Origin of the sequence: Lentzea tibetensis (assembly GCF_007845675.1) — a bacterium.
Lineage (GTDB): Bacteria > Actinomycetota > Actinomycetes > Mycobacteriales > Pseudonocardiaceae > Lentzea > Lentzea tibetensis.
The window spans coordinates 1-13,578 of the sequence record NZ_VOBR01000033.1 but is presented as its reverse complement, the minus strand read 5'-3'; the positions used below and the strand labels follow the sequence as shown (position 1 = coordinate 13,578).

The 13,578-nt window shown below is 68.1% G+C and carries 18 protein-coding genes and 3 tRNA genes; 5 read left to right on the top strand and 16 right to left on the bottom strand.

The window, feature by feature from the left end:
* Positions 1–68: 68 nt before the first annotated feature.
* Together rplL and rplJ are read right to left on the bottom strand one after the other, a co-directional pair.
* Positions 69–452: a 50S ribosomal protein L7/L12 gene (gene rplL / locus FKR81_RS35950; protein ID WP_146358688.1), complete on the bottom strand. Its 384-nt coding sequence runs from the start codon at positions 450–452 to the stop codon at positions 69–71.
* A 50-nt stretch (positions 453–502) separates the two neighbouring features.
* Positions 503–1,060: a 50S ribosomal protein L10 gene (rplJ, locus tag FKR81_RS35945; RefSeq protein ID WP_146358687.1), complete on the bottom strand. Its 558-nt coding sequence runs from the start codon at positions 1,058–1,060 to the stop codon at positions 503–505.
* A 241-nt stretch (positions 1,061–1,301) separates the two neighbouring features.
* Between rplJ and FKR81_RS35940 the strand changes: the two genes are divergently transcribed.
* Positions 1,302–2,003: a hypothetical protein gene (locus FKR81_RS35940; protein WP_146358686.1), complete on the top strand. Its 702-nt coding sequence runs from the start codon at positions 1,302–1,304 to the stop codon at positions 2,001–2,003.
* A gap of 76 nt (positions 2,004–2,079) precedes the next feature.
* Here the strand turns inward: FKR81_RS35940 and rplA are convergent, their stop codons facing one another.
* From rplA to FKR81_RS35915, 5 genes are all read right to left on the bottom strand, one after another.
* Positions 2,080–2,793, bottom strand: a complete 714-nt coding sequence (gene rplA / locus FKR81_RS35935; RefSeq protein WP_146358685.1) for a 50S ribosomal protein L1 — start codon at positions 2,791–2,793, stop codon at positions 2,080–2,082.
* 77 nt (positions 2,794–2,870) lie between these two features.
* A complete protein-coding gene (gene rplK, locus FKR81_RS35930) occupies positions 2,871–3,305 on the bottom strand; it encodes a 50S ribosomal protein L11 (RefSeq protein WP_146358684.1) in 435 nt (144 codons plus the stop codon).
* An 82-nt stretch (positions 3,306–3,387) separates the two neighbouring features.
* Complete coding sequence (gene nusG, locus FKR81_RS35925; RefSeq protein ID WP_146358683.1) at positions 3,388–4,218, bottom strand: transcription termination/antitermination protein NusG; 831 nt, start codon at positions 4,216–4,218, stop codon at positions 3,388–3,390.
* Positions 4,219–4,258: 40 nt separating this feature from the next.
* Positions 4,259–4,660, bottom strand: coding sequence for a preprotein translocase subunit SecE (gene secE, locus FKR81_RS35920; RefSeq protein WP_146358682.1), 402 nt, complete (start codon positions 4,658–4,660; stop codon positions 4,259–4,261).
* Positions 4,661–4,691: 31 nt separating this feature from the next.
* Positions 4,692–4,764: transfer RNA gene (locus tag FKR81_RS35915), tRNA-Trp, on the bottom strand.
* Positions 4,765–5,034: 270 nt separating this feature from the next.
* Between FKR81_RS35915 and FKR81_RS35910 the strand changes: the two genes are divergently transcribed.
* Positions 5,035–5,655 carry an MmpS family transport accessory protein gene (locus FKR81_RS35910; RefSeq protein WP_235922092.1) on the top strand — a complete coding sequence of 207 codons (621 nt, stop codon included), beginning with the start codon at positions 5,035–5,037 and terminating at the stop codon, positions 5,653–5,655.
* A 4-nt stretch (positions 5,656–5,659) separates the two neighbouring features.
* Here FKR81_RS35910 and FKR81_RS35905 read toward each other — a convergent pair whose 3' ends face one another.
* The 7 genes from FKR81_RS35905 to FKR81_RS35875 form a co-directional block, all read right to left on the bottom strand.
* Positions 5,660–6,061, bottom strand: a complete 402-nt coding sequence (locus FKR81_RS35905; protein ID WP_146358681.1) for a MaoC family dehydratase — start codon at positions 6,059–6,061, stop codon at positions 5,660–5,662.
* Entirely contained in the window at positions 6,058–6,507 is a 450-nt protein-coding gene (locus tag FKR81_RS35900) for a MaoC family dehydratase N-terminal domain-containing protein (RefSeq protein WP_146358680.1), read from the bottom strand. Before FKR81_RS35900 ends, FKR81_RS35905 begins: the two co-directional genes overlap by 4 nt.
* Before the next feature lie 70 nt (positions 6,508–6,577).
* Complete coding sequence (gene rpmG / locus FKR81_RS35895) at positions 6,578–6,742, bottom strand: 50S ribosomal protein L33 (protein WP_015105301.1); 165 nt, start codon at positions 6,740–6,742, stop codon at positions 6,578–6,580.
* Positions 6,743–6,818: 76 nt separating this feature from the next.
* Positions 6,819–6,891: transfer RNA gene (locus FKR81_RS35890), tRNA-Met, on the bottom strand.
* A gap of 45 nt (positions 6,892–6,936) precedes the next feature.
* A tRNA-Thr gene (locus tag FKR81_RS35885) sits at positions 6,937–7,012 on the bottom strand.
* Between the two features lie 63 nt (positions 7,013–7,075).
* On the bottom strand, positions 7,076–9,685 hold the full coding sequence (locus tag FKR81_RS35880) for a putative bifunctional diguanylate cyclase/phosphodiesterase (protein WP_146358679.1): 2,610 nt from the start codon (positions 9,683–9,685) through the stop codon (positions 7,076–7,078).
* 159 nt (positions 9,686–9,844) lie between these two features.
* Positions 9,845–10,606 (bottom strand): PhzF family phenazine biosynthesis protein, encoded by a 762-nt coding sequence (locus tag FKR81_RS35875; protein WP_146358768.1) that lies wholly within the window; start codon positions 10,604–10,606, stop codon positions 9,845–9,847.
* A gap of 41 nt (positions 10,607–10,647) precedes the next feature.
* Here FKR81_RS35875 and FKR81_RS35870 point away from each other — a divergent pair, with 41 nt between their 5' ends.
* On the top strand, positions 10,648–11,439 hold the full coding sequence (locus FKR81_RS35870; protein WP_146358678.1) for a GNAT family N-acetyltransferase: 792 nt from the start codon (positions 10,648–10,650) through the stop codon (positions 11,437–11,439).
* A gap of 162 nt (positions 11,440–11,601) precedes the next feature.
* On the top strand, positions 11,602–11,811 hold the full coding sequence (locus tag FKR81_RS35865) for a hypothetical protein (RefSeq protein WP_328593182.1): 210 nt from the start codon (positions 11,602–11,604) through the stop codon (positions 11,809–11,811).
* Positions 11,812–12,080: 269 nt separating this feature from the next.
* Here the strand turns inward: FKR81_RS35865 and FKR81_RS35860 are convergent, their stop codons facing one another.
* Positions 12,081–12,536, bottom strand: a complete 456-nt coding sequence (locus FKR81_RS35860) for a carboxymuconolactone decarboxylase family protein (RefSeq protein WP_146358676.1) — start codon at positions 12,534–12,536, stop codon at positions 12,081–12,083.
* A gap of 71 nt (positions 12,537–12,607) precedes the next feature.
* Here FKR81_RS35860 and FKR81_RS35855 point away from each other — a divergent pair, with 71 nt between their 5' ends.
* Positions 12,608–13,450, top strand: coding sequence for a sigma-70 family RNA polymerase sigma factor (locus FKR81_RS35855; protein ID WP_186763375.1), 843 nt, complete (start codon positions 12,608–12,610; stop codon positions 13,448–13,450).
* Here the strand turns inward: FKR81_RS35855 and FKR81_RS35850 are convergent.
* Positions 13,447–13,578, bottom strand: a 132-nt coding sequence (locus FKR81_RS35850) for an integrase core domain-containing protein (protein ID WP_146358674.1), incomplete at its 5' end; no start/stop codon positions are given. The two genes, FKR81_RS35855 and FKR81_RS35850, sit on opposite strands and share 4 nt — an antisense overlap.

The window sequence follows — 13,578 nt, the reverse complement described above, 5'->3', positions numbered from 1 at the left end:
CCGGACAGCAAAGGGCCGCGCACCCCCGTTGGATGCGCGGCCCTTCGAACTGACTGTGAAGCGCTAGATCACTTGAGCGAGATCTTGGCGCCGGCAGCCTCGAGCTTCTCCTTGGCGGCGTCGGCGACGTCCTTCGCCACGTTCTCCAGGAGCGGCTTCGGAGCGGCCTCGACCAGCTCCTTGGCCTCCTTCAGGCCCAGGCCCGAGACGACCTCGCGGACGACCTTGATGACCTGGATCTTCTTCTCGCCCGCGGACTCGAGGACGACGGTGAAGTCGGTCTGCTCCTCGACCTCGGCGGCGGCGGCCGGGCCGGCAACGGCGGCAACGGCGACCGGAGCAGCGGCGGTGACCTCGAAGGTCTCCTCGAACTGCTTCACGAAGTCGGACAGCTCCAGGAGGGTCATCTCCTTGAAAGCGTCGAGCAGCTCGTCGGTGCTGAGCTTCGCCATGATGGCGTTCCTTTCTAATTACCCGCTAACGCGGGGATGTTTGCGGGTGATCAGCTTTCGGCGGGAGCGTCGGCCTCGGCGGCGGCAGGCGCCTCCGCGGCCTTCTTCTCCTGCAGGGCAGCAACCAGGCGAGCGACCTGGGAGGCCGGGGCGTTGAACAGACCCGCGGCCTTGGCCAGGTTGCCCTTCATCGCGCCCGCCAGCTTGGCGAGCAGCACCTCACGGGTCTCGAGGTCCGCGATCGCGGAGACCTCTTCGACCGAGAGCGGGCGGCCATCCATGTAGCCGCCCTTGATGATCAGGGCCTTGTTGTCCTTCGCGAAGTCGCGCAGCGCCTTGGCGGCGTCGACCGGCTCGCCATCGACGAACGCGATGGCGGTGGGGCCGGCGAGCAGTGCCTCGAGGCCCTGGATGCCGGCGTCCTCAGCAGCACGCTTGACCAGCGTGTTCTTCGCGACGGTGTACGTGGTGCCCGCGCCGAGAGCGCGACGCAGCGTGGTGAGCTGCGCCATGGAGAGGCCGCGGTACTCGGTAACGACTGCGGCCGAGCTGCCGCGGAACTTGTCCGCGAGCTCGGCGACCGCCGTAACCTTGCTGGGCTTCGCCATGATCGCCTCCTCTCTGGGCTGGGGTGACCGCCGAGCGAGAAGGTCCCGAAACAACAAAAACGCCCTCGCGCAGAAACAGCACGGGGCGTCACTAGGACTTGCCTCGTCCTCCCTGCGCGGGCCGCCCGTGTTGCAACGGGGCCTTCGTTCTCCTGACGGAGACGACCAGCGGTCTTCGGTAGAACCGTGACTCATCGTACGCAACGTGTGTCCGGCAATCCAAATCGGCATGATGTGACCTGTGACTGACGAGCCTGGCAAGGAGCTCACGCCCCGCGCCGATGCCCCGCCGCCGATCGACCCTGAGCAGCTCAGGCAGTTCCAGGAGTTCCAGCGCTTCCAGGAGTTCCAGCGGTACCAGGAGGGCCAGGGCGGAACACCGCCCGCCGCGCCCCCACCTCCGCCGCCTGCCTACAAGAGGAAGCCGATCTGGCTGATCCTGTTGGGCAGCAAGCTGTTCCGCCGCCTGATCTACATGGGGTTCGCGGCGATCCTGGCGTTCTGGGCGTACGACCACTACTTCGGCGGCGACGACCAGGGCAACGTCGCCGTGGACAGTGGTGGCCTTACGCAGAACCCGCTCCGGCCACCGACTCCGTTCGGCCTGCAGGGCACGGTCGGCATGCTCTACAAGCACGTCGCGCACGGGGACGCGGACAGCGCGTGCCAGCTGTTCACCGACGACGCCAAGAAGCAGTTCGCACAGGTGCTCGGCGCCGCTGACTGCCCGGCGGCCGTGCGCGCGTTGAAGCAGCAGGTCACCAGCATCAGCGCGTACGAGCGGTCCGGTGACTCACCACCGGTCACGCCGTCCTCGGACTCGACGAAGCTGAGCGCGTGCGACCTCACGGTGAGCGGCGGTCCGCGGCTCGGTGAGCTGGGGCTGCAGAAGCAGGGCGTCGGCTGGGCGATCAGCTCCTACGCGCCGAGCGCCTGCGGCTGACTTTCCAGGCAGCGCAACGAAAACGCCCGCCCCCCAGGAAGTGGGAGGCGGGCGTTCTCAGCTCAGTGGAACGAGATCAGACGGCCTCGTCGGAGAGCAGGTTGCGGGTGCGGTTCGGGTCGACCGGGATGCCAGGCCCCATGGTGGTGGAGACGGTGACCTTCTTCACGTACCGGCCCTTGGCGGCGGACGGCTTGGCCCTGAGGACCTCGTCCAGCGCCGCGGCGTAGTTCTCGACCAGCTTCTCCGGGTCGAACGACACCTTGCCGATGACCAGGTGGAGGTTCGCCTGCTTGTCGACGCGGAAGTTGATCTTTCCGCCCTTGATGTCGTTGACGGCCTTGGCGACCTCGGGGGTCACGGTGCCGGTCTTCGGGTTCGGCATCAGGCCACGCGGGCCGAGGATGCGGGCGATGCGGCCGACCTTCGCCATCTGGTCGGGCGTCGCGATGGCGGCGTCGAAGTCGAGCCAGCCACCCTGGATGCGTTCGATGAGGTCCTCGGAGCCAACGGCGTCCGCACCGGCGGCCTCGGCCTCTGCGGCCTTGTCACCGGTTGCGAAGACGATCACGCGGGCGGTCTTGCCCGTACCGTGCGGCAGGTTCACGGTGCCGCGGACCATCTGGTCGGCCTTGCGAGGGTCGACGCCCAGGCGGATCGCAACCTCGACGGTCGCGTCCAGCTTCACCTTGGAGGTCTCCTTGGCGAGCTTGGCGGCCTCCAGCGGCGAGTACAGCCGCTCCCGGTCCACCAGCTCTGCGGCCTGCTTGTAGGCCTTGCTGCGCTTCATAACTTCTGTCCTAACTACACATGGATCAGTAGTGGTACGAGCCGCGCTGGGCTCTGCCACGCTTGCTTGGAGTTCGGTCAGCCCTCGACCGTGATGCCCATGGAACGGGCGGTGCCGGCGATGATCTTCGCGGCCTGGTCGATGTCGTTCGCGTTCAGGTCGACCATCTTGGTCTGCGCGATCTGACGGACCTGCTCCATGGTCACCTTGGCGACCTTGAGGCGGTGCGGCTCGCCAGAGCCCTTCTCGACACCAGCAGCGGCGAGGATGAGCCTCGCGGCCGGCGGGGTCTTGAGCTTGAAGTCGAACGACCGGTCCTCGTACACGGAGATCTCGACCGGCACGACAGTGCCACGCTGCGACTCGGTCGCGGCGTTGTAGGCCTTGCAGAACTCCATGATGTTGACGCCGTGCTGACCAAGCGCAGGACCAACGGGCGGAGCGGGGTTGGCCGCACCGGCCTTGATCTGCAGCTTGATGATCGCTGACAGCTTCTTCTTCTTGGGAGGCATCTCAATACTTCCTGTTATTGCAGTGTCCGCGCGCGGCCCTGCCAGCCGCAGCGTGGCCGATCGATCCCCGCCAGGGGATCGCTCAGATCTTGGAGACCTGGCTGAACGACAGCTCGACCGGAGTCTCCCGGCCGAAGATCGACACCAGGACCTTCAGCTTCTGGCCGTCCGCGTTGACCTCGCTGATCGTCGCGGGCAGCGTGGCGAACGGGCCGTCCATGACGGTGACCGACTCGCCGACCTCGAAGTCGACCTCGATGGTCGGCTTCGGTGCGGTGGTGGTGGCCTTCTTGCCCTCGGCCGGCTTCTGCTCACCCTGCGGGAGCAGGAACTTCAGCACCTCGTCGATGGTCAACGGGGAGGGCTTGGAGGTCGCACCGACGAAGCCGGTGACACCCGGCGTGTTGCGCACCGCGCTCCACGAGGCGTCCGTCAGCTCCATGCGGACCAGGATGTAGCCGGGCAGCACCTTGCGCTGCACCTGCTTGCGCTGGCCGTTCTTGATCTCGGTGACTTCCTCGGTCGGCACCTCGACCTGGAAGATGAAGTCCTCCATGTCGAGCGTGTGGATGCGCGTCTCGAGGTTCGTCTTGACCTTGTTCTCGTAACCGGCGTACGAGTGCACGACGTACCAGTCGCCGGGTGCGTGGCGCAGCGCCTGACGCATCTCCTCGGCCGGGTCGGCGATCTCTTCGTCGATCGGGGTCTCGTCGATCGCGAGAACGTCGACCTCGTCAGCGTCCTCGGCGTCAACGGCCGCGACCTCGTCGGTCGCACCGTCGGCGTCGGCGTCGTCGCTGTCCGTGGCCTCCGACTCTGCCGCCTCAGCCGCCGCGACGGCGTCTTCGAACGCCTGCTCGTCGTCGGTGAGTTCGGTCAGCTCCTTGGCGTCAACGCCGTTCTCGGAGGTCACTGTGGATCTCGCTTCCTTATTGCAGCGGCAGCTGTTCGGCTCAGCCGAACACCTTGAACACGGCCGCGCCGAAGCCGAGGTCGAGTGCCCACACCAGCGCCACCATGAAGACGACGAAGACCAGCACGACACCCGTGTACGTGACCAGCTGCTTGCGCGTCGGCCAGATGACCTTCCGCAGCTCGCCGACGACCTCACGGAGGAAGCGGAAGAGCTGGGCGATCAGCGACGGGCGCTTCTCCTGGTTGTCACGAGCCTTGGTCGGACGGCCCTTCTTCTCGCCGTCGTCCGACGCGTCGGACTTGGCGCTCTTCGACTCAGCGCTGTCCTTGCGGGCGGCAGGACGGGACGATGCGCGACGCTCACGTCGCGCCGCAGCGGTAACCGGCCGGGACGCGCCCTCGCGCTCCTCCGGCTGGTCCTGCTCGCGGCCCTCGCTCATGCCGTCCTCCGCTCAACAATGCGCTTCGACGCAGGGGCGACAGGACTTGAACCTGCAACCTGCGGTTTTGGAGACCGCTGCTCTGCCAGTTGAGCTACACCCCTTTGGGATCTCTGGATCCCCTGGCTTTTGGACGAACTGCGCCGCCCTCACGTGGCCCGTGAGGTGCGTTCCCGTCGTCCCAAGACCGGAAGTCTACGGCATGCCCGCCCGCACACTCCAATCAGGCCCGTCGTAGGGGTTGTCCCAACCTCTTCGACGCTCCCGAACACAGCTTGCCACATCCCGGTGTGCGGTCTCATTCAGGTCACTCCGGTAACCGCCGTCAACAGATGACCGATCCACGGGTCAAAGACCGTCGCCCGAGGAGAACCATGACCTACTACCCGCCTCAGCAGCCCATGACCGGCTACCCGATGGCACCTCCGCCGCCGCCCGCGCAGAACGGGATGGGCATCGCGTCGTTCGTGCTCGGCCTGCTGGGCCTGCTCACCAGCTTCATCCCGGTCGTGGGCATCGTCGCGTGGCCGATGGTGATCATCGGCCTGGTGCTCGGCTTCGTCGCGCTCGGCAAGGCGGGCCGGGGCATGGCGACGAACAGGGGCATGGCGGTCGCCGGCATCGTGCTGTCCGCGCTCGGGCTCGTCGTCTGCGTGATCTGGGTCGTGCTGTTCGGCAAGGCCGCGAACGACGTCAAGGAGGAGGCCGAGCGCGAGGTGACGATCGTCTACGAGCTCTCCGGCGAGGCCAAGGACGTCACCGTGACTTACACCACGTTCGGCGACACCACGACCACACCGCAGCAGGAGGCCGTGACTTCTCTGCCGTGGCAGAAGGACTTCAAGACCAAGGGGCTGCTCAAGGGCGGCTCGATGTCCGCGTCGACGGGCGTCGACGGCGGCTCGCTGACGTGCAAGGTCACCGTCGACGGCGTGGTGAAGAAGACCGAGACCGCGACCGGTCAGTTCGCGATCGTCACCTGCACCGGCTTCTAAGACCCTAGGACACCCGCACGCGGGCGAAAGCGCCCGTCAGCACGGACTTCCCCTCGAAGGCGGCGCTGATGTTGACCTTGACGGTGCCGTCTTCGAAGTCCTTGGTGACCTTCGCGGTCACCTCGACGAGCGCGCCCTCGTCGTCGTTCGGCACGACGACCGGCCTGCCGAACCGCGAGCCGTACTCGACGATGCGGCCGGGGTCGCCGGTCCACTCCGCGACGACGCGCGAGGCGACGGCCATCGTCAGCATGCCGTGCGCGATGACGTCCGGGAGCCCGACGTCCTTCGCGACCTTCTCGTTCCAGTGGATCGGGTTGAAGTCCAGCGAGGCGCCCGCGTAGCGCACCAGATCAGCCCGCGTGATCCGCACCGACAGCGGGGGCAGCTCGTCTCCGACCTTCACGCGTCTTCTCCCCTGACAACCAGCATCGAACGGGCGGTCGTGACGGCCTCGCCGTCCTCGGTGGTGATCTCCGTGCGCACGACGACCATGTCGTTGCCCATGCGCTGGGTGATGGAGTCGATGTGGGCGATGCTGACCAGCCGGTCGCCCGCGGTGATCGGGCGGTGGTGGACGAAGTTCTGGTCGCCGTGCACGACCCGGCTGTAGTCGAGCTCCAGCTCCGGGTCGAACATCATCGTCTCGTTGGACTTCATCGACACCACGATCGCGAACGTCGGCGGAGCGATGACGTCCCGGTGCCCCAACGCCTTCGCGGCTTCCGGGTCGCGGTGCGCCGGGCTCGTGGCCCCGGTCGCGTCGGCGAACTCGCGGATCTTCTCGCGGCTCACCTCGTAGACGGGTGACGGCGGGTACGTGCGTCCGGTGAAGGCTTCGTCCAGTGCCACCGGGGCAGATTACGCGACGAGGCCGCCCCGGTTCCGGGACGGCCTCGTCGTGAGAGCTGGTGCTACGCGCTCAGCGGGTTTCCTTGTGCGCGCGGTGCGTCTTGCAGTTCGGGCAGAACTTCTTGATCTCCAGGCGGTCCGGGTCGTTGCGCCGGTTCTTCCTGGTGATGTAGTTCCGGTGCTTGCACTCCTCGCACGCGAGGGTGATCTTCGGGCGTACGTCGGTTGCAGCCACGGTCCTTGCCTTCCTGAGAGCGCGTTTGCCCCGATTACCCAGTCCGGGCTTACCGTCTGGCGGGGATCCTGCTGAGTAGCGGTGGCCGGACTTGAACCGGCGACACAGCGATTATGAGCCGCTTGCTCTACCAACTGAGCTACACCGCTTTACTACACAACACAGCCGCGATGCTAGTGCACCGCGGCGAGTCGTGGAGCCCCTTTACGGAATCGAACCGTAGACCTTCTCCTTACCATGGAGACGCTCTGCCGACTGAGCTAAAGGGGCTTGCTCTCGGAGCGATGTGAACTTTACACAACCCCGCGCCGGAGACGAAATCCGGGGGTCCTGTTAGTGGACCAAGGTGAGGACCGTCTCATCACGGGCTCCCCTGACCTGCACCGTTCGCGCGCGCAGCCACGCCTCGAAGCGGTCCTCGGACAGCGGCCGCGAGATCAGGTAGCCCTGCGCCACGTCGCAGCCCATCCCGACCAGCTGGTCGCGCGCGGCGTCGTCCTCGACGCCCTCCGCGACGACCGTGAGGCCGAGCGAGTGGCCGAGCTCGACGATGGACCGCACGACGGCCATGTCGCCGAGGTCCGTGCCCATGCCGAGCACGAACGACTTGTCGATCTTGACCTCGTCGACCGGCAGCTGGCGCAGGTACGCGAGCGACGAGTAGCCGGTGCCGAAGTCGTCGACGGCCAGCGTGACACCGATCGCGTGCAGGCGCCGCAGCACCGGCAGCGCGCGCTCCGGGTCCGCCATGACGCCGGACTCGGTGAGCTCGAACGTCAGCAGCCCGGACGGCACGTCGTGGCGCGCGAGCGCGTCCGCGACGCGGTTCGGGAAGTCCTCGTCGGCCAGCGTCCGCACGGACAGGTTGACCGCGATGGACATCCGCAGCCCGCGGTCGAGCCAGCGGCGCACGCGTTCCAGCGCGCGGTCCATGACGAAGTCGGTGAGCACATCGACCAGGCCGGTCGCCTCGACAGCCGGCACGAACTCGTCCGGGTCGACGCGGCCGAACTCGGGGTGCTTCCAGCGCACCAGCGCCTCCGCGCCCACGACCTGACGTGAGGGCAGCGCGACCTTCGGCTGGTAGTGCACCGAGACCTGGCCGGTCTCCAGCGCCTGGCGGAACTGGGTGACGAGCTGGAAACGGCGCAGGAAGATCTGGCCCATGCTCGGCGCGTACGCCCGCACCGGGTCGTTCTCGCTGGTCGCGCGCACCGCGACGTCCGCGCGCTGGAGCAGCGCGTCCGCGTCCGGGTCCTCGACCTCGCAGTCGACCTCGGACGCGTAACCGACGACGGCGTGCGCCTCGACGGTGAGCCGGTCGACCGGGTACGGCACGGACAGGCCGGCGCGGAGCCGTTCGGCCATCTCGTGCGCCTGCGCGGCGCGGTTGTCGTCGAGGAACGCGGCGAAGGCGCCGCCTTCCAGGCGGGCGAGCGGCACGTCCGGGCCGAGCGCGTCGCGGAGCCGGCGGCCCGCCGCGACGACCATGCGGTTGCCCCAGACCTGGCCGAGCGCGTCGGAGACGGTCGACAGCACGTCGAGGTCTATCCGCAGGACGACGGCCTTCTCGGAGTGCCGCAGCGGTTCGGCGCAGGCCTCGCGGAAGCCGGGCCGGTTGAGCAGGCCGGTCAGCGGGTCGTGGTAGGCGTCGTGGCGCAGCCTGGCGAGCAGGCGGCGGTTGTCGACGGCGGTCGCGAGGTGCGACGCGAGCGTGCGGAGCAGCTGGATGTCGGCCTTGCCGAACCCGCGCCAGCGGCTGAGCCGGTCGTGCGCCTCGACGGCGCCGAGCAGCTGGGTCGCGCCGCGGAGCGGGACGACCAGCGCCTCCTGCGCGTCGCGGCGGATGAGCGCCTCGCTGACGTCCTCGGTCGCGTCGGCGACCCGGTAGTACCGGACGTGCGTGCCGGGGAGCTGCAGGATCGGGTCCTCGCGCACCACGCGCGGGTCGACGGTGCGCATCTCCGCGGGCAGCGGCTCGCCCGCGACGAGCGTGATCATCGCTTCCTGCGGGTCGGTGCGCAGGCGCAGCACGACCCGGTTGGCGTTGAGCTGCTCGCGGATGCGTTCCGCGATGAGCTGCCACTCGTCTTCCTCGGCGCCCGCCGTGATGTCGTCCTCGGGCTGCCGCGGTCCGGCGCCGTGCTGACCTGAACGGGCGACGCGGAGGCTGACCTCGCTCAACGCCTCCAGGTCGCGCTGTTCGCGCAGCAAGGCTGAGTAGGCGAGATAGGTGGCGATGATCCCGGCGAAGACGAGCAGGATCAGCAGCCCGCCCCACTGGGTCGTCGCGGCGATCTGGTGGCCGACGAGGCCTGCCGAGGTGTTCAGCAGCGCCACGACCAGCGTCTGGAGCACGAGCCGGAGGCTGTTGCCGACCCGCATGGACTTGCCCATCAGGCGCAGCGCGCACAGCCCGAGCAGGCTGGCCAGCAGCGGCACCGTGATGGTTCCGACGAACGCACCGGCCCAGAAGGGTCCGCCGTGCGCGCGGGCGAACCTGTTCACCGTCTCGGCGACCGCGAAGGCCACCGAGATCTCCATGAACATCAGGCCCGCGTTGTAGACGGCGCGGTCGAGGATGCGTCTGCCGAGCAGCGTGCCGACGCCGGCTACGACGTGCGCGGCGAGCACCACTTCGAACGGCGCGATCAGCAGGCCCAGCACCAGCGGGATCTCGGTGAACGAGATCGTCCACGCGACGCCGCTGCGGACGTCGACGTTGATGGCGAGCTGCTCCGCGAGGAGGAACCCGATCACGAGGAGCGGCCCAACCCAGAACAGCGACTGGTCGTCGCGGTCGGGGAGCCAGGCGGCGACCATTCCGGCGCTGAGCACACCCGCGAGCAGCAATGTCACCGCGAATGCGCTGAACGCGCGATTGGTCGACTTGGCCGACCTGGCGGCCGAGTCCGACACGGGGGTCGACGCTCGGTCGGTCATCCAGCCTCCTCGTCGGCCTGGGTCTCAGGCGTGACTGAGGGGTCCCGAACTTCTGACCAGGACCCCTCCAGGGGCACTAGGGTACCCCGCTCGGGGGACAAAATGGCAGGTCGAAGAGTCAGATACCACTTCCCGTGACGTCGATTCACCCACTCGTGGCTACACGCTGAGCTGACCGCGCAACACGGTGACCGCCGTACCGGCGAGCCGCACACGATCATCTTCGAGCGTCATGCGCACTCGGCCGCCCCGAGCGGAGGCTTGCTCGGCCAGCAGGTCAGCGGTGCCCAGCCGAGGAGCCCAATAGGACGCGAGCGTGCAGTGGGCCGAACCTGTCACCGGATCCTCGGGGATCCCGTAGTTCGGGTAGAAGCACCGGCTGACGATGTCCTCTGGTCCATCATTTGGGGCCGTAACAATTACTCCACGTGACGAAAATTGTGTCACCCCTTGGACGTCCGGTCGCAGTGAGCGGACTTCCTCGGCGTTCGCGGCCTCGACGAGGTAGTCGCTGACGCCCCGCGCGACGGCCTTGATCGTGATGCCCGGCAAGGCTTTCGCCATTCCTGGCGGCACGTCGACAGGTTCGGGCGGATCGGCGGGGAAGTCCATCTCGATCCAGCCGTCCTTCGGGGTGCACGTGAGGATGCCGCTACGCGTGGTGAACCTGATGTCACCGCCGAGCACGTGCGCGGTGGCCAGGGTGGCGTGCCCGCACAGGTCGACCTCGGCGACGGGCGTGAACCAGCGCAGCGGCGCGGGATCCTCGTCCGGCGCCACGAACGCGGTCTCCGCGTGCTTCATCTCGGCGGCGACGGCCTGCATCCACGCGTCGTCGCGCGGTTCTGTCAGCAGGACGACACCTGCGGGGTTGCCCGCGAAGGGCCGGTCGGTGAACGCGTCGACGACGAAGATCTCCACACGCCCCATTTTTGTCAGACCTTGGGTGTAGGCATAGATCCATGGACGACGTGTTCGGCTACACGGAGTACGACGCGGACTCGATCGCACCCACGTGGAACGCGCGCAGGGTGCACTTCCTGCGCTGGCGCGCGGGCTGGAACCTCAGCACCCTGCTCGTCGAGTGGGAGCGAAGACTCACCGGCGTCGACGACCCGGACACGGCGGCGATCGTGACGCTGCCGAGCCTGGAGACGCCGTCGATCCCCGCCTTGATCAGGCACCACTTCGCGCCGCTCATCGTCATCGCGTCCCGCCCGGCCTGGCGGAGCGGGCCGACCGGCGCACCGGACGTCGCGATCAGGCCGGTGACGCACGCGGATCTGGACGTGGCGGTCGAGCTGAACATGGAGACGGTGCGCTACGACGCCCAGTTCGGCGTGGTGACCGAGCGGGAGAACTCGGCGGAGCTGCTGCGCGCGTCCATCGCGGCGATGCTCGACCGCGACCACGAGTGCGTCTGGTTCGCGACGCTCGACGACATCCCGGTCGGCATGTTGTACGTGGACATGCCGCCGCACTCCGACTGGATGGCGCAGTACATGGCGGTCGCGCCCTTCGCGTACATCGGGATGCTGGGCGTGCGCGACGGGCTGCGCGGGCGCGGGGTGGGCGCGTCGCTGGTCGCGCACGCGCACAAGGTGCTGGACGAGGCGGGCGTGCAGACGACGCTGCTGCACCACGCGTACCCGAACCCGCGGTCGACCCCGTTCTGGTACTCGCAGGGTTACCAACCGGTCTGGACCATGTGGGTCAGAAGGCCCGCTTTGCGTTCATCCGGCGTGGCGCCATGACCCGAACGGCGTAGTAGTCCATGCTGGGCAGCGTTCGCAGGTGTGAAGAACTCAAGAGACCACGTACTTGTGGAACGATTCCGGCCTCTTTTTCGACAAAGGGGTTAGGAAACGAACACCACCTGGGGGGTCGAGATGGAACTCAGCGGAAGAGCGAGGGCGATGCTGCGGGCTGTCGCGGCAGGCCGCGCCGAGGTCACCGGCGGTATCGAGCCGGACATGTACGTCGACGGATTGCCCTGTTGCGATCAGATGGCGACGCACGACCTCGTCCACGCGGGACTGCTGCGCCCGGCGCGACCGGCACGGCTCGGACAGCGCGTCGGAGCCGAGCTCACCGACGACGGCAGGGCCGCGCTCGCGGCCAGCTGACGACACGCGCACACCCGGTTGATCGAACAGACGTTCGACATGGGTTATGCTGTGCGCGCGATCACCCGCACGCAGAAGAGAGGAAGCTTCTGCGCGCGGGTGTTCGCGGTCCTGGTACGCCCCTGTCTGCGGAAAGCGCAGACCGAAGCGCCGCGAAGTGCTTTCTGGGGGCCAAGCCCCCAGACCCCAGCCGGGCGCTGCGCCCCGGACCCCGCTTCGGCCTCCGCTCCGCTCGGCCGCCTACGAGGTACCGGTGAGCCCGGTCGTTCTCACCAGGCCGTTCCGGCCACCTGCCTGGTCGCGGCGTTGAGCCGGTTCCAGACGTTCACCGCCGAGATCGACACGACCAGCGCGCCGAGCTCCAGCTCGCTGTAGTGCTTCGCGGCCTCGTTCCAGACGTCGTCCGGCACCGGGTCCGCCTTGTCGGCCAGCCTCGTCACGGACTCGGCGAGCGCGAGAGCGGCCCGCTCGGCGTCCGTGAAGTAGGGCGCCTCCCGCCAGGCGGCGACGGTGAAGACGCGTTCGGTCGACTCGCCCTCCTTGTGCAGTGAGCGGGCGTGCATGTCGACGCAGACGCTGCATCCGTTGATCTGGCTGGCACGCAGGTGCACCAGCTCGAGCACCGCCTTCGGGACGCCCGCGTCCTCGGCCGCCTTAGACAGGGCGATGAGCGCCTTCATCGCACCGGGAACGACCATCGCCGGGTTGCCCATCCGTGCTTCCACGTTGTCCTCCGTCACATCTCTGCTTCCTCGTTGGTCAGAGCTATGACCCAGCAGCGATGGAGGATGTGACCGTGGACGAGAAGAATCTTCTGGCCCTTCAGTTCGAGTCGCACCGGAACCACCTCAAAGCGGTGGCGTACCGGATGCTCGGCTCGCTGGCGGAGGCCGACGACGCGGTGCAGGAGGCGTGGCTGCGGCTGTCCCGTTCGGACAGCGACGAGATCGACAACCTGGGCGGCTGGCTGACCACGGTCGTCGCGCGGGTGTGCCTGAACATGCTGCGCTCGCGCCGGGAAGAGCCGCTCGACCTGCGCGTGCCGGACCCGATCATCACGCAGGGTCCCGAGCACGAGGCGGAGCTGGCGGACTCCGTCGGCCTCGCGTTGCTCGTCGTGCTCGACACGCTGGCGCCGGCCGAGCGGCTGGCGTTCGTGCTGCACGACATGTTCGCGGTGCCGTTCGACGAGATCGCCCCGATGGTCGGCCGCACGCCGACCGCCGCCCGTCAGCTGGCGAGCCGCGCGCGCCGCCGCATCCAGGGCACCGCGGTGCCCGAGCCGGATCTCGGCAGGCAGCGCGAGGTCGTCGACGCGTTCCTCGCGGCCTCACGCGGCGGCGACTTCGACGCGCTCGTGGCCGTGCTGCACCCGGACGTCGTACTGCGCGCCGACACGGGCACCGTCCGCGAGGTCACCGGCGCGGTGGCCGTGGCGGAGAACGCGCTCATGTTCCGGCAGCTGGCGGCCATCGCCCAGCCGGTGCTGGTCAACGGCACCGCGGGCCTGCTAACGGCACCGGACGGAAAGCCGATCTCGGTGATGGGCCTGACGATCGTGGACGGCCGGATCGTCGAGATCGACATCCTGGCCGACCCGGACCGCCTCGCCCAGCTCGACCTGACGTTCCTCGACTAGGTGTGATGTCCAGGGAGGTTGGTCAGCCGGGTGATGGGTGGCTTGCCTCCGATGGCTGAGTGGGCTCGGTGGTGATTGTAGAAGTGCAGCCAGCTGGGCAGGGCTGCTCGTCGTTCGGTTTCTGAGTG

Excerpts from the sequence above, each read along its gene's own strand:
- rplL (WP_146358688.1), bottom strand. The coding sequence starts at position 452 with ATGGCGAAGCTCAGCACCGACGAGCTGCTCGACGCTTTCAAGGAGATG.
- rplJ (WP_146358687.1), bottom strand. The coding sequence starts at position 1,060 with ATGGCGAAGCCCAGCAAGGTTACGGCGGTCGCCGAGCTCGCGGACAAG.
- rplA (WP_146358685.1), bottom strand. The coding sequence starts at position 2,793 with ATGAAGCGCAGCAAGGCCTACAAGCAGGCCGCAGAGCTGGTGGACCGG.
- rplK (WP_146358684.1), bottom strand. The coding sequence starts at position 3,305 with ATGCCTCCCAAGAAGAAGAAGCTGTCAGCGATCATCAAGCTGCAGATC.
- secE (WP_146358682.1), bottom strand. The coding sequence starts at position 4,660 with ATGAGCGAGGGCCGCGAGCAGGACCAGCCGGAGGAGCGCGAGGGCGCG.
- FKR81_RS35910 (WP_235922092.1), top strand. The coding sequence starts at position 5,035 with ATGACCTACTACCCGCCTCAGCAGCCCATGACCGGCTACCCGATGGCA.
- FKR81_RS35880 (WP_146358679.1), bottom strand. The coding sequence starts at position 9,685 with ATGACCGACCGAGCGTCGACCCCCGTGTCGGACTCGGCCGCCAGGTCG.
- FKR81_RS35870 (WP_146358678.1), top strand. The coding sequence starts at position 10,648 with ATGGACGACGTGTTCGGCTACACGGAGTACGACGCGGACTCGATCGCA.
- FKR81_RS35865 (WP_328593182.1), top strand. The coding sequence starts at position 11,602 with ATGCTGCGGGCTGTCGCGGCAGGCCGCGCCGAGGTCACCGGCGGTATC.